Here is an 18842-nt window from a genome sequence, read left to right on the forward strand (position 1 = left end):
TTGAAATATCCTGACCGATTAGCGAAATAATTAATTATATAGATTCAATCGTTTTAGCTGTACTGTCAGCAGTCGATTTTCTATAATATGCTCTGATGCAAAGGTTATTATTGCGGTCATGTGGAATCCCCTAGGGTTGTTTTTACTTTGCCAATATAGAAGATTTGTCTAAAAGGGTTTAAAGATAATTCATTAACAATGACATCCCGCCGTTTTCTTTATGTATATTCTATCATAACCTTTCAGAATACACCTTCCAATTCTAGTGGTGATTAGAAATTTTGTGCACCATATAAGATGGGGGTATTGTACAAGCGCAAAGGTCTGCTAACAACGAAATTTTACCATTTACTTATGGAGAACTATCTCATCTTTTGCGGCTTCTCAAGAAAGAACTCATAGCCCATTAATGCTATAATAGAACCACCAATACTAGAAAGGATGGATACATATGGCTCAAAAATATATCGGATTCGCTGGCACATATACGCGTGAAAGCAGTGAAGGGATTTATCGTTTTGTTCTAGATGCTGAGGCAGGCAAATTAGAAGCTGCGGAGGTAGCGGCAAAGGTCGGCAGTCCGACTTATTTGGCGATTAGTGAAGATAAACGTCAGCTTTATTCTGTTGCACAACAGGATGGGCTTGGTGGTGTACATGCTTATGAAATCGTATCTGACTCAGGTGAATTGCATTACGTTAATGAGAAGCTGGAAGAGGGAGCGCCGCCGTGTCACCTTGATATTCAGAATGGTGTGCTAGTGACTGGGAACTATCATAAAGGAACGGTCGATTTATTCCAAGCACATCGTCCAAGTGCGCTTGCGCTAAAAGGTACTGTTCAGCATGAAGGGAATGGTCCGCACGAACGCCAGGAAAAACCACATGTCCACTATACAGCACAAACACCTGATGGAAGGTATGTCATTGTCGCAGATCTTGGGACGGATGAACTTGTGACATACAAAATAGAAGGTCAAGCACTTGTAAAAGTAGCGACACTTCATGTAGAGTCAGGCAGTGGTCCGCGTCACCTTGTATTTCATCCAGATGGCAAGACAGCATACTTAATGACAGAGCTCAGCTCTGAAGTTATTGTGCTTGATTACGATGCAGACCAGGGAAGCTTTACTGAAAAACAAAAAATAAAAGCTATTCCATCAGATTTTAACGAAACAAATGATGCAAGTGCCATTCATATTACATCAGACGGAAAATTTGTTTATACTGGAAATCGTGGTCATAATAGTATCGCTGTATTTCAGGTTGATGAAGAAACAAAAGAGCTCACACTAATTGAAATCACATCAACTGGCGGGAATTGGCCACGTGATTTTGTACTTGATCCTAGTGAGTCATTCATCATTGCATCGAACCAGAAGTCAGGCAACCTTGTATTATTTGCTCGTGATCAGAAGACAGGTAAGCTGACCCAGCTCGATTCCGTTGTAGATGTCCCGGAAGTAGTATGTGTGAAGTTTTTAGGTTAATAAATACAACAAAAGGTCAGACACAGCAGAAATGTGACTGACCTTTTTAAAAATGAAGCTTTATTGGAGGCAAGTAATCGCAGTTTTATTCCTGCGTGGAAAGTTATAGACATACGAGGACAGGAAATGCTGGTGATTATGGGGCAAGATACATTAAAAGAAATAAAACAGCACAACGACGAGACTGATACTTACCTTAGCAAGAAATCGCATGGTGCACCTCCATCATTCATTATGTATCTATAGGTAAATCATACTATAGAATAATGAAATACTTGTGAAGCTGCAGTGAAGTTTATGTAAATTTTTAAAATGAAAAAAGGAACCAGCTGTATATGCCGATTCCAATTAATGATTAATGACGTTTACTTAACCAAAGGACACCAGATTTCGCAAGGCGTGGCAGGAATCCGGTAAATGGTAACTGCATCATATTACCGAAGCCATCGGATTTGCCTAGGGATCCGAGCGTGCCTTTCAACTTAATTTCCTTCGGTTTCTTTGGTGCTTTGTCACGCAAGACAGCTAAGAGAATGTCTGCGATCTGCTCACCTTGCTGACCGGCTAACTGGGCACTTGGAGAGAAATTAGAAGCTGCACAGTCACCTAATACATATACATTCTGCTGTGCCGGAACTTGATAAAAGTCATTAACGATAATTTTTTCCTGAATATCTTTTTCAAAAGGTAATTCACGTACCAAATAATTTGGTCTTACACCAGCGGTCCAGATGGTCACGTCGTTTAAGAAACATACGCCATTGTTACAAACCCCATCTTTCTCAACATACTCTACATTTGAATTATGTATGACATCCACATCATTTGAAACAAACCATGATTCCACATATTGTTGAATTTTGGAATCGAACGCTTTTAAAACCGTTGAACCGCGATCTAAGATACGGATATTCAAATCAGGTCTGCTTTCACGGATTTCGGAAGCAACTTCAATCCCACTTAGTCCCGCACCAACGATTGTAACCTTACCATAAGCACCTAAATTCCCAATTGCAACCCCAGTCTCACGAGCTTTAGCAAACGTTTGAACACTTTTGGTGAACTCTTCGGCACCTGGGATACCATGGTAATTATCTTCACAGCCTAGCCCAATCACTAAATAATCATAGGAGATTGTATCTTCTGGATCCTCAAATAGAATCTGCTCATTTTCTGTATCAATTTTTGTGGCTTCATTAAAAACGTAGTGAACGCGTTTGTCATCTGGAAATTCAACTCGAACATCTTGATCTGCAACTGTTCCTGCTGCAATCGTATAGAATTCTGTTTTTAGTGAGCGAAATGGGTTCCGATCAACAACGGTAATCTGCAAATCCTCCGGTAAATACTGATCTAATAAACCAGTGAGGATTTTAATACCACCATATCCGCCGCCTAAAATAACTAACCTTTTCACTTGAATAACCCCCTAAGTAATGAAACGCTTTCTGCCGGTCCACCTAATAGATTACCAAAGTTAAGGTGAACTGTCATCATCTGAATCGAATGAATAATTTTTCGTGTATATATGCTGAAAATACGCTAAAATGGGAGTAAATAGAATAATGGGAGGTAATCGGAATGGAACAGATTCAATATGCAGTTCAAGATGAATATGGTCAAGACTATGCTTGGTGCTATGGCTGTGGGCGGCTGAACCAAGAGGGTCTGCGTTTAAGAACAGGTTGGCAAGGCGATCAAACCGTTACGATTTATACGCCGAAAAAGGAGCATACAGCGATTCCTGGATTTGTGTATGGAGGTTTACTTGCATCACTTGTTGATTGTCACGGGACTGGGTCTGCTTCTTTAGCAATGCATCGTAAAAATGGATATGAGCCGGGGGATGGTGTCGAACCACCAAGATTTGTAACAGCATCGTTAAATCTAGATTTTCTAAAGCCGACTCCTCAGGATGTTCCGTTAAAAGCAGTTGGTACAATTGAAGAAGTACACCCGAAGAAATGGAAGATACATACAGAGGTATTTGCTGGTGAAACACTTTGTGTAAAAGCAGTTGTCGTAGCAGCAGTGATGCCGAAATCATTCACTACAGCTTAAAAGAAAAATAGGAGGACAACTATGCAGAAGCTAAACATACATTCGCTCCTAGACGTTGTTGGAGAGCTTTTCTCCGATGAAATTTCAATTGCAGTTACAACCACGACGGAATATATTTACTATCTTCCGAGTAAACGGATTGATTTAAAGATTCAACCAGGTGACCCGATTAAAGAGGGGACGCTTGCACATAAAGCAATTATCTCGGAGCAAAAGGTCTCTAAGTTTATTAACCGAAATGTTTATGGTGTCCCTTACCATGGAATGGCTGTCCCATTTCATTTTGAAGAAAGACTAGAGGGGTGTGTACTGGCAATCTATCCAGCGTGGACGGAAGGGAAATCGGTTGTTACGGTGAAAAACGATGATGGATGGAAGCCGATATCGTTTTCCGATGTGATTTATTTAGAGGCAAAAGACCGGAAAACGCATGTTTTTTCGGATCACTACTCTGGGATACATTCCAATACTTTGCAGCAATTTGAATATATGCTCCCCGTTGAGTCATTTATTCGCTGTCACAGGTCATACATTGTGAATGTTCATCATATCAAAGAAATTTTTCCTGACACGCATTCCACATTTTTGCTGGCGATGACCAATGATGTAAAGATTCCTGTAAGCCAATCCTATGCAAGCTACTTTCGAAAGTTGTTAGGATTTTAACAGTTATTGCTGTTTTATCCGCATATTTAAGTACTTTAATCAAAAAATAACTATCTCCCTCTTGTTTTTCCGAAACGTTTGATTATTACGTTAAAATAAATATAATCATTGAATAAAAGAGGGATGCTTTTATGGGAGGAAAATTAAAGCGCATACATCCCCGAGTGCTTCACGAGCGGCTAGTGTCCGCAGAAGAAGCGGCATCATGGATAAACGATGGAATGACATTGGGGCTAAGTGGGTTTACTCGTGCTGGTGATGCGAAAGCGGTTCCGACAGCATTGGTGGAACGTGCGAAAAAAGGTGAAGCTTTCAAAGTAAATGTGTATACAGGGGCTTCACTCGGTTCGAACATTGATAAAATGTTTGCAGAAGCAGGAATTGTTGCAAAAAGATTGCCATTCCAAGCAGAACCTTTGATGCGAAAGGCGATTAATACAGGGGAGCATCTATTTGTAGACCAGCATTTATCACATACGTCTGAAATGCTGCGTGCGGATGTTATTGATCGTGTAGATTACGCTATCTTGGAAGGGATTTCGATTACGAAAGATGGAATGCTCATTCCAACTACTTCTGTTGGGAATTCACTTTCGTTTGCTGAGACAGCGGAAAACATCATAATTGAACTGAATACAGCACAACCAGAAGCGTTAGTGGGATTGCATGATATTTATAGCCCGAACAAGCAAGGTGAACGGGATCCGATTCCATTAACAAAGGTCGACGGGCGGATTGGGACGCTTGGGATACCACTTGATTTCGATAAAGTGAAGGGGATTGTATTCACCCATCAAGAAGATTCCCCATCAACAATCGTTCCGCCTGATGAGGAAACAAAAATGATGGCAAAGCATCTCCTAGGATTTTTACGATCCGAGATTCAAGCAGGTCGCTTAACGGAATCACTTATGCCGCTTCAATCGGGAATTGGCTCGGTTGCAAATGCGGTATTACATGGTATGCTTGATTCAGAGTTTGAAAATCTGGTAGTCTATTCGGAAGTATTACAGGATGCGGTATTTGATTTAATCGATGCTGGTAAAGTCACATTTGCTTCGGCATGTTCCCTAACCTTGTCAGAGGAAAAGATGAAGCAAGTTTTTGGTGAGTTTTACAAATACCGAGATAAATTAATTTTGCGACCACAGGAAATTTCCAACCAGCCAGAGATTATTCGCAGACTTGGGCTAATTTCAATTAATACTGCATTAGAGTTTGATATTTACGGTAATGTGAACTCAACGCACGTTAGTGGTACGAAAATGATGAATGGAATTGGCGGCTCTGGAGATTTTGCACGAAATGCACGGCTTGGGATTTTCGTTACAAAGTCAATTGCAAAAGACGGAGACATTTCGAGCATTGTTCCATTCGTGTCACATGTCGATCATACCGAACATGATGTTGATGTGGTGGTTACGGAGCAAGGTTATGCGGATTTACGTGGATTAGCTCCAAGGGAGCGTGTACCACTTATTATCGAAAACTGTGCACATCCAATGTACCGCGAGCAGCTATGGGATTACTACAAGGAAGCACTTGAGCGTGGAGGGCAGACCCCTCATGTGCTGGAAAAAGCATTCTCATGGCATGCTAGTTTTAAAGAATCAGGTACGATGCGAAAGCTAGTTGAACAAAAGTAAGATGAAACAATTGGGGTTAAATATAGTAGAGAAAAACACATGGGAAGAGGGCAGACTTCTCATGTGTTTTTTAGCGGAAAGCGAAATGCAGCATACGACATATGCTGCATTTCCTGATTTCATTCGCATAACAATTTTTCACTTAAGCATACCATTCTCGAATCTTTTCATCTGTTGGCAGCAAGTATGTTAGAAATCCTAATAAAGGAAGAAGGGAAATCATAATCATGGTCGGTGTCAGCCCGATAAAGTCAATTAGCGTTCCGAGAGCAACCGAGCCAATTGCCCCCATCCCAAATGCTAATCCAACAATTAAACCAGACATCGTGCCGATTTTCCCTGGAACAAGCTCTTGTGCATAGACGACGGTAACGGAGAAGCTGGACATTAAAATAACTCCAATGACAGCAAGTAAAATAATTGCAAGAACTGGACCAACATGTGGCAGCAATAATGCAAGTGGTGCAGAAGCGATTAGTGAAAATAGGATGACGGTTCGCTTTCCAAATCGGTCTGCCAGTGGTCCGCCTAAAAATGTTCCAACAGCTCCCATCGCTAGAAACGTAAAGATATAGACTTGAGATTTAGCAATTGTAAGGTCGTAGTTGTCAATTGCGTAAAATGCATAGAAGTTCGAAATAGCAGCCTGATACCACGAGCGGGAAAAAACAAGAAAAATTAACACGATAAGTGCACTTTTAATTGCCCGGGACATATTTTTATTCGGTTTTACTGCTTTTTGAGCTCCCTTCGACCGGGAAAATTCTTTAACCCTGGCAGCATACCATTTTGCGATATGCATAAGAAAAAAGACAGCGAGCGCAGCGATTAATGTAAACCAAATGGCTCCAAATTGTCCTAACGGAACGAGCACTAATGCTGTAATGACGGGTGCCAATGCTTGCCCGGAATTTCCGCCTACTTGATAAATTGATTGAGCGAGCCCTCGCTTTGTCCCGGCAGCAAGATAGGCAACACGTGAACCTTCTGGATGGAAAACGGCAGACCCTAAACCAATAAAGACGACGCTTATGAGGATCATCCAGAAGTTAGGAGCCAAAGCTAAACCCAGCATCCCAAACATGCTACTCGTTAGCCCGATTGGTAAAGCGTATGGGATTGGATGCTTATCCGTGTACATACCGACCAATGGTTGCATCACGGACGAAACCATATTTAATGTAAACGCAATGAGTCCAAGCTGTGTAAATGTCAGACCTAATGATTGTTCTAAAATAGGGAACATCGCTGGGATAACAGCCTGAAGAGAGTCATTTAATAGATGACATGTTCCAATGATAAATAAAATCGAATAGACTGGCTTGTTACTAAATGTGGAGCTTACCTTCTTCTTTAGTGCCTTTTCCAACATATTTCCCTTCTTTCTCATAATAGAAAAACGAACAATGTGATTAACCTTATTGCTATTGTACAACTGATGCTAAAAATAGCAATGGTTTTTGCCCTGAATAAAAATAGTTAAAGAGGTTTATACTGCCTGACAGACATCCTGTACTTTAAACAGATTCAAATGATTCACAGCAGAATGAGCTCTAATATGCCTGTAAAATTGCAGAAATTTTAATAGATATATGGTATCATATAAACTTATGACAATTAGTAGAGGGGTTTACGATGACAAGAAATACTTCCATTCCATTTACGGTTTCGAAAGATGATAATTTCTTTGATCGATTAGGAGATTATATTGGTGATGTATTTTATGATATTTTGCCAGAACAAGGATTTGAATTACGTGATGAACAAATTTATATGGCCTTCCAGCTTGAGCAGGCATTTAAAAATAAACATACGATATTTGCTGAAGCAGGTGTAGGTACAGGGAAAACGCTTGTCTATTTATTGTATGCGATTTGCTATGCACGTTATAAAGGAAAGCCTGCGATTATAACGTGCGCAGACGAAACATTGATTGAACAGCTAGTGAAAAAGGGCGGAGATATTGAAAAGCTAGAAAAATCGCTCGGACTTGAGGTTGATGTACGACTAGCAAAGGCGAGAGAAAACTATGTGTGTATTAAAAAGTTAAACCCGCTTGCTGAAATAACAGACGATGAGGATATCTTAAGTGTGCATGACGAGATTCCGGAATTTGTTTTTGACACGAGTGCAGTAATGAAATCGTTTGAACGCTATGGTGATCGTAAAGAATACCCGTGGGTTTCTGATGAGAAATGGGAGAAGATCGCTTGGGACCCGCTCCAGCAATGTGCTACCTGTGACTGGAGACACCGCAGTGGCCAAACACTGAATCGAGAATACTACCGCCATGCCAAAGATATTATTATTTGTTCGCATGATTTTTATATGGAGCATGTGTGGACAAAGGAATCTCGTAAGCGGGAAGGACAATTACCATTGCTCCCAGAAGCAAGTTCTGTTGTATTCGATGAGGGGCATCTTTTAGAAGTTGCCGCACAAAAAGGGCTGACCTATCGATTTAACTTTGAAAACTTGACCAATGTGTTGACAGGTTATATGGGTCAGGATGTTCGTGAAGAATCATTGCTTTTAGTAGAAGATATTTTAGCATTAAATGACGAATGGTTTGAATTACTAGGTGAGACAGCTGTACCTGTAGAAGGATCGAACCGTCAGGACATTCCTCGAACGGACACCATGGTGGACATGGCTAAGAGGTTGAATGGAATGGTTCAGCAATTACTGGAACAGTTGGTCTTTGATGCAGAATTATTTTCCATGGATGAATACCATACGAAGATTATTGAGGAATACTTGGAGTTCTTCAGTTATGGTTTAATGAACTTATTGAAGGACGACCAAGGCATCTATTGGCTGGAAGAAAATGATACGACAACAAGTCTAGTTGTTATGCCGCGCTTAGTAGAAGATGTTTTGGAGAAGGAAGTATTTTCACAAAATATCCCATTCGTCTTCTCGTCGGCAACACTTTCACAAGGTGGAGATTTCACCTATTTAGCAGAGAGCTTAGGAATTAGTGACTTTGACTCGTTTACGGTAGCTTCTCCATTTGATTATGAAGAAAATATGAAGCTAAACGGTCATATAGAACAAGAACAGACGATGAAGTGGGAACAAATCGGAGCCCAGTTAAAAGATAACCAAGGCCATACACTTGTCCTGTTTTCTTCTGAGAAAGAAATGAATCAATTTCGGAAGTGGGCAGACACGCAAGAGTGGGATTTTAGGATGCTCTATGAAGGAGAGTATGAGATTAGCGCGACAGTAAGGAAATTTCAAAAGGAAGCGTCTGCGGTCCTATGCACCCATAATTTATGGGAAGGACTCGATGTCCCTGGAGAAGCATTAACACAAGTGATTATTTCGTCCTTGCCATTTCCGCCGAAGGATCCCGTATTCCAAGCAAAACGCAAGCATGTCAGCGACCCAATCATTGAGGTTGATCTGCCTTATATGCTGCTTCGTCTCCGTCAAGGAATTGGCCGCTTGATACGAACAACAGACGACCACGGCGTTATTCAATTATGGATGACAGAAGAAGATAAAACATTATATCAGAAAAAAATAGATGACATTTTACCGGTTGAGATGAATTGGTAAGATATATAGAGGAGGCAGTTATTGATAACTGCCTCTTCTCTTTTTAGCTTTCCCATCGTGCCATGACACCAAAAACAAAAATAAAGCACCCATCCCGCCACACTAAGACACCAAAAGCAAAAATAAAGCACCCATCCACCGCGCTATGACACCAAAAACAAAAATAAAGCACCCACCCCGCCGCACTAAGACACCAAAAGCAAAAATAAAGCACCATCATGTTCCGCCATCAATTCCTCCATACCTTAAAACCGATTTCGGTTCTAAAATAGTTGAATTATTAGTTCTATAAGTATAGAATAAAGAAAAGTCTAAAAAGGGGGAATTGCATGGACGTTATTAGTGCAACTGTGAAAAAACGAGAAACGTACAGCGTTCACATTAAATATTCGCCACTTTGGGAATGTGCATTGGGCATAGCGGCTATTACAAATACAGCCCTTATTGATTCGTTGGAAAAGTCGATTAGCTACTGGAAGGAAATGCGGGAATCTTTATCACATCGGTTACGTGAGCATCTCGAATATGTTGAAAAAAATAACACATGGAAGGCATTACTTCAGCTATTACATCAAAAAGATTTCACAACACTTCAAGAGTTTACCTCCTATATCGAAATGCTTTCAGAAAAGAGATTAAAATTTATTTGCCTGCCATTTGTTGGAGATGCGTATCAAGAGCTGAGAGAACGTGCTGCATGTCGAGAGAAAGAAGCAATAGAAGCGTTACAGTCACTTACTGCTGCAAATCCATTTTTTCCGGAATACATTGCTTTTATTAGTAACATGGAAGGAATGCAATTGAAAAAGCATCTGGTTGAGGTTATGACAGACTGGTATAAACAAGTTATTGAAAATGACCCCGAGCAACTGGAAAAAATCCTGCAAGCAGATGTAGCAGCCAAAAAGAAAATGGAAGTAAAAATGGATCCAGAGGAATTTGTTGAATGGGCAACTGCTGGAATCACATATCTTCCAGAGCCGAGCGTCCACCATGTGCTTTTAATTCCACATGTTACGTATCGGCCATGGAATATTGTTGCCGATTTGGAAGACACGAAGGTGTTTTACTATCCAGTCGCAAACGAAAGCATTTCACCCGATGACAGGTATTTGCCAAATGACTTTTTATTGCTAAAGTACAAAGCACTTGGAGATGAAGCAAGACTGCGGATAATTAAATTATTGTTCGAAAGAAATCGTACACTTCAAGAAATTACAGAAAGAATGGGAATGGGCAAATCCACCATACATCACCATCTTAAAATATTGCGTGCAGCACAATTAGTTGAAATGAAGGACACCAAGTATGCGCTCAAAACAAAAGCAATTGATTCGTTAACAAAGGAATTAGCACTATACCTTCACCAAGAATAGACCGATAATTCTAAAAGAAACTGGTGAGTTATGAACTTATATAAAAACAAATCCTTTACACGTATTTGGGCAGGAAATGCATCCTCTGAATTAGGCGGCGCATTCGGAACATTTTGTAATTCTTTACTTGTCTTTGAATTGACAGGGTCCCCTATGGCTTTAGGAAGCATGTGGCTGCTCTATTTTTTACCATCCCTCCTACTCCAATTATTTATCGGTCCCTATATTGATCGCTGGAGCCGAAAATGGATCATGATTATTGCGTTATGGAGTAGGGCAGCTATTTTCCTAATCCCGCTCATAGGCTATATGACAGGTACATTAGCACCTTGGCATATATACGCCGTTCAGCTCGCCGTTGGTTTAATTACACCTTTGTATGTTCCGGCAAATCAAGCAATACTTCCGACTCTTGTTGCCAAGGAGCAGCTGTCAACAGCAAATGCGTATGTTGATGGCATGGTTCGTTTAATGATGTTACTCGCTCCTGTATTAGCTGGAATTGTCATCGAGTACATCGGAATTCATATTACCTTACTGCTTGTCTGTCTTTTACTAGCTGCAAGCGGAAGTTTGCTGCTAGGTATTCGTGAAGGGAATCGCCCACAGACGACAAGACAAACCTGGCTGGAACAATTTACTGAAGGAGTCGGATATTTTTTCAGGCAAAAAATTATTGTTTGGCTAGGCGTTTTCCTTGCAGTTGTCCAGTTTGGTGTTGGGGTAACTCTGGTCATTGCGCTTCCTTATATAACCGGGGAATTAAACGAAAGCTATGCAGTGTATGGATATTTTATGGCTGGTTTTCCACTTGGTTATGTTATCGGTACACTGATCGTAGGGAAAATTAAGTTTCGTGACCGTCGTTTCCTAATGCTGGGAGCACTCGTTATTGGGGGTATGACCTATATTAATTTAGGAATAACAACATCGATTTATTTGGCAATCACAACAGAAATCGTTGCAGGTATAGCGATGGCAATTTTTAATGTACATAACCTCACGATATGCCAGCAAATTATTCCAAATCATCTTATGGGGAAGGTCTTCTCTGTTCGTCTGTTAATCATTAGAGGGATGATGCCGATTGGCGTATTAATAGGAGGCGTTTTCAGCGAGATTTGGGGAATTAGATCGCTGTATCTAGGGATTGGTTCTCTCATATGCGCGATTTCTCTGTTTGGTCTATTACTGCCGTATTTCAGATTTATCACGCATTAATGGACTGTAATAACCCCGCCTATAAGTATGAGGGAACCAAAAACTTGTGAAAGCGGGGGATAAACAACCCGTAAATGTTTGATTCTGTTTAACTAACATTCAGTGGGGAAGGGAACCCCCTACTGAGTGAAGTTTCACTTTATTGATAAAAAAGTTGAAGATAGGAAACTAGTTTCGTAATAAAACATAAGGGGCGTTTATGATGACAGGAAAAGAAATTTTAAAGAAGTTTGGAATTTACATGGAAAACGAGCCAGTAAGCATTTATCCATTTTCACCAGTGTACCGAATAGACGATGTTGTTGTGAAACGAACTCAAAAACGACCGCAACCTTTAGTGGGCTATACAACGTATTTATATAAAGAAGGCATAAACGTTGTCATACCTGTACAGTTGGAAATGGATAACCCGCAAACCATCGGAAATGAAACATTTGTCGTTTATCCCTTCATCACTGGAACAGTCTATGCTGGAAAAGATCATGAAGTCTACGAGGCTGGAAAGCTATTAGGAAAAATACATCATCTATCTCCAGAAGAAAACGTATTTCAATTAGGAGAGTACGATGTGTATGACTTTACAATTGATGAAGTTGTTGAAAGTGTTGAAAATATCGAGAAACATGCAAAGCAAAACAACTTTGAGCTGAACGCTGAATTGCTGCAGGAAAGGCTCACACACATCGTTTCTCGACAGGAGGAATTACAGCGTGCTAGTCTTCCGATGGTTATGACACCGCACGATTATAAAGCCAATAACTTAATTTATACGCCAGATCCATATTTAATTGACCCGGATAATGCTGTGTGCATTCCAAGGATTTTTGATTTAGCCTTGGCATTGCTGCTTTTTCATAATGAGATGGAAACAGCACCAGATCAAGTGTTTACACCAAAACAATGGGAACTTTTTCTGAAAGGATATAAAGAATATGTAAGCCTGTCAGCGTTGGAGGTAAGATATTGGGAAAGAGCAATAGAACATGTATTTTTAGATGAGGTTATGTGGCTGATGGCAGAAGTAGAAGAGGACTGGGAAAAAGACTCACAACGAAAGCTGTTTGCAAGTTTGCTAGCATTGCTTGAAGATAAATCTGCTTATAGGCTTGGTTAAGGGTAAAGGACGTTGAAATTGCCCAGGACAGGAGGTTATGTATGAAAAAATACCGTGTCATTGTTGCTTTGTCTCTGTTTGTGCTGCTTATTAGCTGCAGCCAGGGGACAAGTGATTCTGAAACAGATGTTGTACAAGAAAAAATAAATGATGTATTAGGGATAAATCCATATATTCCGCAAACCGACTTCCCGTTTGGCTCTTTACTAATTGGCTATGAAATGGAAACGGAGGAAGGAGAAGTTAAAACAGGTGACCCGATGCAAGCGGAGGTCATCTATTATTTTTCAAAGGATGAACCATTGGATGAAGAAATGAAGAAAGCATGGGGAGACGATCGGAAACAATTAATTTACGGTGACATGTATTTAGATAATACAGCCATACAGATGACAATATCTAAAGGCAGAGTCGGAGAACTTGCAGGTGCTGAAAGTATTGAGGTTGACGGACATGAGGTTCAGTATCAGGTAGTAAATGAAGAACTGGATGTCGTTATTATGGGAATGGATTTCAATGGCTATGGTTATACGATTCAATATTTTCTGCTAGAGGACGAAACGGAGGAGGACGCAATCGCGTTTGCCAAAGAGATAATTCATAATAATAAATAACAGAGGGGAGCAAATGGAACATGCATTTGCTCCCTAATTTGCTTATATCTTTCGTAGCTGATTACCATCCCGACTATCAGGATGGTTTTTCTTCAGTTTTTACTAATTGAATAAAGTGCGTGAGTATTCTTGCTGTAAGTCCCCAAATGACCTTTCCATTATATTCATAGAAAAGCTCGTCAATTTGGCGGACTCTCCAGTTATAATCTTCGCCCCCAACAATTAAATGATACGGGAAATCTGTCTCGGGTGAGACTTGCAGATTTACTTTATAGCACTTCGGTTCGCTTTCCAAAAAGAAAGCGAGCGGAACCGTGAAAACCTCGCCAACCTCGGAAGGGTTTGGGGTAATCTGTTCTAAATTTGAAATTCTCCCAACAAAAGGATAAATAATTCTGCTCAAATCATTCACAATATAATCAAGTGGAATAACGTCATCAATACATGCATCAGATATTCCGAGCTCCTCTGTAGTTTCTCGAATCGCACAGTGTCTTGGATCTGAATCTGTTTTATCGATTCTGCCACCTGGAAAGCAAATATCTCCAGGCTGACTGCGCATATGCATGGATCGTACTTCAAATAAAATATGAGTCTCACCTTCTACCTCTACAAGCGGAAGTAAAACGGCAGATTTGCGAAGTTGATGATGACCAAGAATGCTCGGTGTTCTTCCTTTTAATTTAGCTATGACGGTTGCTGAATCCAAAATATCACCTCCATAAAGGCAAAAGCTCTATTAGCAAAGTCTACTATAGTCAATTAAAAATAACTATATCCCTATTATATGAAGAACCTTAGAGAAAAGTATAGCTATCTGTTCTAAAGATTCAGAGGTTACATTCCTAATTTTATGATAAAATAACGAATGTAAAGTCAATTTACCAGGTAGGATTGTATAAAAATTCCCTACTTGCAAAAGTGCAATTAAGGAATTCGCTTAATGACTCCGCGAATACCAAGTTTTCTAAAAATGATCGAGTGAGGTGCCCAGCAGTGAAGCAGTTATACGCAGGTAAAACAAAGGATGTATTCGAGCTAGAAAATGGTAATTACTTACTAAAATTCAAAGACGATGTAACAGGTGAAGATGGCATTTTTGATCCTGGAGCAAATACAGTAGGGCTATCAATTGAAGGTGCTGGGAAGGCAGGACTAAAACTTACACAATTATTTTTTGAAAAATTAAAGGAAAAAGGCATTCCAACACATTATATTTCAGCAGATGTGGAAAACACAACGATGACAGTTGTGCCGGCAACGGTATTCGGAGAAGGACTTGAAGTGATTTGCCGATATCGTGCGGTAGGCAGCTTTTTACGCCGTTATGGAAAATATGCAGACGAAGCTCAAGCTCTGAATGGTTTTGTTGAAGTGACGTTAAAGGACGATGAGCGCCAGGATCCTCCAATTTCCAAGGATGGACTGGCTATGCTTGGAATTTTAACAAATGAAGAATATGAAACATTGAAAGAATTGACCCGGGAAATCTCTCAAGTCGTGAAAGACGAATTAGCGAAGAAAGCTATTGAGTTATATGATATAAAACTGGAGTTCGGTAGAGACGCTAATAATCAAATCTTACTTATCGACGAAATTTCCGGTGGAAACATGAGAGCTTACAAAAACGGAGAATACATTGAACCACTAGCCTTAGAAAAAATGATGCTAAACAACTAATCACATGTATAGTCAAAAAAATCCTGCTCTTTTTTTATCTGAAAACGAGCAGGATTTTTAGTATTACATAGAATAGAACGCACCAAAAAGAAAAATAAAGCACCATTCCGCGCTCGTATGACACCAAAAAGAAAAATAAAGCACCATTCCGCGCTCGTATGACACCAAAAAGAAAAATAAAGCAGCATCCCGCGCTCGTATGACACCAAAAAGAAAAATAAAGCAGCATCCCGCGCTCGTATGACACCAAAAAGAAAAATAAAGCACCATTCCGCGCTCCTGTGACACCAAAAAGAATAATAAAGCACCACTCCGCGCTCCTATGACACCAAAAACAAAAATAAAGCAGCATCCCGCGCTCATCTAGCACCAAATTAACCCGCTCTCCTACAGTCCTCAACTATCAAAATAAGTTCCTGAACATGACAAATGTCATCCCAATCCATGACGTTTATGACTTATGAAAGATCTAGATGCACATTAAAATAGTATAAAGACACATCCTTTTCTAAGGAGGAAAAAAATGAGTAAACAAAAACAAGCACAATTACGAAAAAGCGTTTCTATCTTTGCTAAGTCAGATACAAGAGCGAGCATCATTCAACTAATTAATTCAATACTTCCATTCTTCCTGTTATGGTTTCTGGCATACCAGAGCCTATCCATATCGTTTTGGTTGTCCTTGCCAATCTCGATTATTGCAGCAGGATTTGTCGTTCGAATCTTTATTATTTTCCATGACTGTACACATATGTCCTTTTTCAAAAACGGAAAAGCGAATCGGGTTGTTGGTACAATTACAGGCATCATCACCCATTTTGCTTTTGAAAAGTGGAAACGGGATCACTCCATTCACCATGCGACAAGTGGTAATCTAGATAAACGAGGAACTGGTGATGTATGGGTAATGACAGTGGCCGAGTATGCTGAAGCTTCGTTTTGGGGGAAATTAGCGTACAGGCTTTACCGTAATCCAATTATTATGTTTGGGCTAGGACCGCTATATCTTTTCTTAGTTTCAAACCGTTTTAATCGAAAAGGTGCAAAGCGTAAAGAACGATGGAATACGTATTTGATTAACGTCTCCATTGCGATTATTTACGCATTACTAATTTGGGCTGTTGGCTGGCAGGCATTTTTGCTTGTGCAATTACCAATTTTGTTTATTGCTGGAGCTGCAGGAATCTGGTTGTTCTATGTACAGCATCAGTTTGAGGACTCTTATTTTGAAAATGAGGACGAATGGGATTATGTAAAAGCTGCGGTTGATGGAAGCTCTTATTATAAACTTCCAAAGGTAATCGAATGGATGACGGGAAGTATTGGTTATCATCATGTGCATCATTTAAGTCCAAGAGTTCCAAACTACCACTTGGAAAAGGCCCATGAATCAACACCACCATTACACCAAGCAACAACGATTACGTTAGCTACAAGCTTACAATCGCTTCGCTTTCGACTTTATGATCAGAGAAGCAGATCGTTTGTTTCTTTTAGAGAATTTAAGAAACTTGAGCGCGATGCAAAATTGTCACTTCGATTGGAAGCTAGAAGAACAAGCTTGCAGAAATAATAGAACATGTATAAAACCCTTCATATATCACATGTGAAGGGTTTTTGGTATACTAAGACAAAACAGGCAATGAACAAAGGAGCGGTTGAAATGCAGCATTGGTATCATATTTTTCCGAAAAATACTGGTCTTAGCCTTTTTGCATGGATTGCATTTTGTCTGCTTCCGTTTTACTTTATTCTTCGTTCCTCTTCGCCAGCGGAGATCGCTATTGGTATTGTGATGATTGTATTATTTTTTGTTACATATCGGCTGGCGTTTATAAAGCGAGGCTGGACTGTATATGTATCAGTAGGTATTGAAATAATAATTAGTGTTGGAGTCACACTATATTTCGGATATGTCTATTTTTCATTATTTCTTGCCTTCTTTATTGGGAATATCCAAAATAAAGCTGGTTTTATTTCGTTGTATATTGTTCACCTTGTAACGACAATTGTAGCTGTAAGTATTGGGTTCTCCATACAGACCGAAACTTTCTTTACGCAATTGCCGTTTATTATTATTTGTGTCATTGGAGTTATTTTACTTCCTTTTAATATGTATAATCGAAATAAGCGTGAAAAATTAGAAAACCAGCTAGAGGATGCAAACCAAAAAATTGCCCAATTAATTGTACTTGAAGAACGAGAGCGCATCGGCCGAGACTTGCACGATACATTAGGGCAAAAGCTTTCGCTAATCGGTTTAAAGAGTGAACTCGCTGGAAAACTAATCGGGGTAAACCCAGAATCAGCAAAAAGAGAGCTTACGGATATTCACCAAACGGCAAGAACAGCTTTGAAAGAAGTTCGTGAATTAGTTTCCGGGATGAAGGGGACCAAATTAAAAGATGAAATGCTTCGTGTACGTCAACTTCTTGACGCTGCCCAAATAAGCTGTGACGTAGTGGGGGATCCAGATGTAATAGATGCTCCATTACTTGTCGAAAATGTATTAAGTATGTGTTTGAAAGAGGCTATAACAAATGTGGTAAAACATAGTGAGGCAACGAAGTGTACAATAGTTCTGAAGCAAACACCGGATAAATGGTCCATCTGTGTTATGGATAATGGGGTAGGTATCCAAGACGAGGTATATACGTTTAAGGGGAATGGGATTCTCGGAATGAGGGAGCGACTAGAATTTGTTAATGGGGGCTTAACGTTTGACTCAGAAAATGAAACAAGCCTTATCATTCAGGTCCCGCGTGTAATTCAACAGACGGAACAGGGGGAATCGTCGTGATTCGAATCGTGATTGCTGAAGATCAACAATTGTTACTTGGGGCATTGGGTGCTCTACTTGATATGGAGGAAGATATGGAAGTGGTCGGACAGGTGAAAAACGGTGAAGAGGTATTGGAATTAGTAGAGAAACTAAATCCAGATGTTTGTATAATGGACATAGAAATGCCTGTTAAGACCGGCTTGGATGCCGCTGAATCTTTAAAAGATGATACCTGTAAGGTAATTGTTCTGACTACTTTTGCTCGTTCTGGATATTTTGCACGAGCCCGTAAAGCAAATGTTAGTGGCTATTTGCTAAAAGACAGCCCAAGTGAGGAATTAGCAAATTCAATTCGTGCGATTATGGCCGGGCGCAAGGTTTATGCGCCGGAATTGATTGACATGGCCTATGAGGAAGGAAATCCATTGACAGAGCGTGAGGAGCAAGTAATGAAACTCATTGCAGATGGGAAGACGACAAAGGAAATTGCGAGTCAGCTTTATCTGACAAATGGTACCGTTCGTAATTATGTATCATCCATTATGGATAAACTGAATGTCAGCAATCGTATTGAAGCCATTTCCAGATTAAAAGAAAAAGGCTGGTTTAAATAACAATTTGAGGAGTGA

Annotated in this window: 16 protein-coding genes; 13 read left to right on the forward strand and 3 right to left on the reverse strand. The window is 40.0% G+C overall.

What is annotated here, in order from left to right; translation table 11 throughout:
* Positions 1-445: 445 nt before the first annotated feature.
* The gene (locus NYE61_RS15800) at positions 446-1489 is read left to right on the forward strand and encodes a lactonase family protein (protein WP_303447151.1); all 1044 of its coding nucleotides are present in this window, start codon (positions 446-448) and stop codon (positions 1487-1489) included.
* Positions 1490-1844: 355 nt separating this feature from the next.
* On the opposite strand, the gene NYE61_RS15805 is transcribed toward NYE61_RS15800, so the two are convergent.
* On the reverse strand, positions 1845-2906 hold the full coding sequence (locus NYE61_RS15805) for an NAD(P)/FAD-dependent oxidoreductase (protein WP_303446905.1): 1062 nt from the start codon (positions 2904-2906) through the stop codon (positions 1845-1847).
* Between the two features lie 164 nt (positions 2907-3070).
* On the opposite strand from NYE61_RS15805, the gene NYE61_RS15810 reads away from it, so the two are divergent.
* From NYE61_RS15810 to NYE61_RS15820, 3 genes are all read left to right on the forward strand, one after another.
* A complete protein-coding gene (locus NYE61_RS15810; protein WP_118888436.1) occupies positions 3071-3550 on the forward strand; it encodes a PaaI family thioesterase in 480 nt (159 codons plus the stop codon).
* A gap of 21 nt (positions 3551-3571) precedes the next feature.
* Positions 3572-4216, forward strand: coding sequence for a LytTR family DNA-binding domain-containing protein (locus NYE61_RS15815; protein ID WP_095314091.1), 645 nt, complete (start codon positions 3572-3574; stop codon positions 4214-4216).
* Between the two features lie 131 nt (positions 4217-4347).
* Positions 4348-5862, forward strand: a complete 1515-nt coding sequence (locus NYE61_RS15820) for an acetyl-CoA hydrolase/transferase family protein (protein ID WP_303446904.1) — start codon at positions 4348-4350, stop codon at positions 5860-5862.
* A gap of 142 nt (positions 5863-6004) precedes the next feature.
* Here the strand turns inward: NYE61_RS15820 and NYE61_RS15825 are convergent, their stop codons facing one another.
* Entirely contained in the window at positions 6005-7234 is a 1230-nt protein-coding gene (locus NYE61_RS15825; protein WP_118888439.1) for an MFS transporter, read from the reverse strand.
* Positions 7235-7497: 263 nt separating this feature from the next.
* On the opposite strand from NYE61_RS15825, the gene NYE61_RS15830 reads away from it, so the two are divergent.
* The 5 genes from NYE61_RS15830 to NYE61_RS15850 all read left to right on the forward strand — a co-directional run bounded on the left by NYE61_RS15830 (position 7498) and on the right by NYE61_RS15850 (position 13751).
* Complete coding sequence (locus tag NYE61_RS15830) at positions 7498-9426, forward strand: ATP-dependent DNA helicase (RefSeq protein WP_303446903.1); 1929 nt, start codon at positions 7498-7500, stop codon at positions 9424-9426.
* 329 nt (positions 9427-9755) lie between these two features.
* On the forward strand, positions 9756-10802 hold the full coding sequence (locus NYE61_RS15835; RefSeq protein WP_303446902.1) for a winged helix-turn-helix domain-containing protein: 1047 nt from the start codon (positions 9756-9758) through the stop codon (positions 10800-10802).
* Positions 10803-10832: 30 nt separating this feature from the next.
* Positions 10833-12023: an MFS transporter gene (locus NYE61_RS15840; protein ID WP_303446900.1), complete on the forward strand. Its 1191-nt coding sequence runs from the start codon at positions 10833-10835 to the stop codon at positions 12021-12023.
* 202 nt (positions 12024-12225) lie between these two features.
* Entirely contained in the window at positions 12226-13137 is a 912-nt protein-coding gene (locus NYE61_RS15845; protein ID WP_303446899.1) for a phosphotransferase, read from the forward strand.
* A 41-nt stretch (positions 13138-13178) separates the two neighbouring features.
* Entirely contained in the window at positions 13179-13751 is a 573-nt protein-coding gene (locus NYE61_RS15850) for a hypothetical protein (protein ID WP_303446898.1), read from the forward strand.
* Between the two features lie 76 nt (positions 13752-13827).
* Here NYE61_RS15850 and NYE61_RS15855 read toward each other — a convergent pair whose 3' ends face one another.
* The gene (locus tag NYE61_RS15855) at positions 13828-14460 is read right to left on the reverse strand and encodes a CoA pyrophosphatase (RefSeq protein ID WP_303446896.1); all 633 of its coding nucleotides are present in this window, start codon (positions 14458-14460) and stop codon (positions 13828-13830) included.
* A 287-nt stretch (positions 14461-14747) separates the two neighbouring features.
* On the opposite strand from NYE61_RS15855, the gene NYE61_RS15860 reads away from it, so the two are divergent.
* The 4 genes from NYE61_RS15860 (at position 14748) to NYE61_RS15875 (ending at position 18827) form a co-directional block, all read left to right on the forward strand.
* Positions 14748-15431, forward strand: a complete 684-nt coding sequence (locus NYE61_RS15860; protein WP_095314108.1) for a phosphoribosylaminoimidazolesuccinocarboxamide synthase — start codon at positions 14748-14750, stop codon at positions 15429-15431.
* A gap of 523 nt (positions 15432-15954) precedes the next feature.
* On the forward strand, positions 15955-17004 hold the full coding sequence (locus NYE61_RS15865) for a fatty acid desaturase (RefSeq protein ID WP_303448442.1): 1050 nt from the start codon (positions 15955-15957) through the stop codon (positions 17002-17004).
* Between the two features lie 90 nt (positions 17005-17094).
* Positions 17095-18231, forward strand: a complete 1137-nt coding sequence (locus NYE61_RS15870; protein ID WP_095314114.1) for a sensor histidine kinase — start codon at positions 17095-17097, stop codon at positions 18229-18231.
* A complete protein-coding gene (locus NYE61_RS15875; RefSeq protein ID WP_303448440.1) occupies positions 18228-18827 on the forward strand; it encodes a response regulator transcription factor in 600 nt (199 codons plus the stop codon). Before NYE61_RS15870 ends, NYE61_RS15875 begins: the two co-directional genes overlap by 4 nt.
* Positions 18828-18842 lie beyond the last annotated feature (15 nt).

The sequence above is a fragment of the Oceanobacillus sp. FSL W7-1304 genome (genome assembly GCF_037969805.1).
GTDB lineage: Bacteria > Bacillota > Bacilli > Bacillales > Amphibacillaceae > Oceanobacillus > Oceanobacillus profundus.

Excerpts from the sequence above, each read along its gene's own strand:
- NYE61_RS15870 (WP_095314114.1), top strand. The coding sequence starts at position 17,095 with ATGCAGCATTGGTATCATATTTTTCCGAAAAATACTGGTCTTAGCCTT.
- NYE61_RS15845 (WP_303446899.1), top strand. The coding sequence starts at position 12,226 with ATGACAGGAAAAGAAATTTTAAAGAAGTTTGGAATTTACATGGAAAAC.
- NYE61_RS15830 (WP_303446903.1), top strand. The coding sequence starts at position 7,498 with ATGACAAGAAATACTTCCATTCCATTTACGGTTTCGAAAGATGATAAT.
- NYE61_RS15820 (WP_303446904.1), top strand. The coding sequence starts at position 4,348 with ATGGGAGGAAAATTAAAGCGCATACATCCCCGAGTGCTTCACGAGCGG.
- NYE61_RS15815 (WP_095314091.1), top strand. The coding sequence starts at position 3,572 with ATGCAGAAGCTAAACATACATTCGCTCCTAGACGTTGTTGGAGAGCTT.
- NYE61_RS15825 (WP_118888439.1), bottom strand. The coding sequence starts at position 7,234 with ATGTTGGAAAAGGCACTAAAGAAGAAGGTAAGCTCCACATTTAGTAAC.
- NYE61_RS15840 (WP_303446900.1), top strand. The coding sequence starts at position 10,833 with ATGAACTTATATAAAAACAAATCCTTTACACGTATTTGGGCAGGAAAT.
- NYE61_RS15835 (WP_303446902.1), top strand. The coding sequence starts at position 9,756 with ATGGACGTTATTAGTGCAACTGTGAAAAAACGAGAAACGTACAGCGTT.
- NYE61_RS15810 (WP_118888436.1), top strand. The coding sequence starts at position 3,071 with ATGGAACAGATTCAATATGCAGTTCAAGATGAATATGGTCAAGACTAT.
- NYE61_RS15850 (WP_303446898.1), top strand. The coding sequence starts at position 13,179 with ATGAAAAAATACCGTGTCATTGTTGCTTTGTCTCTGTTTGTGCTGCTT.
- NYE61_RS15865 (WP_303448442.1), top strand. The coding sequence starts at position 15,955 with ATGAGTAAACAAAAACAAGCACAATTACGAAAAAGCGTTTCTATCTTT.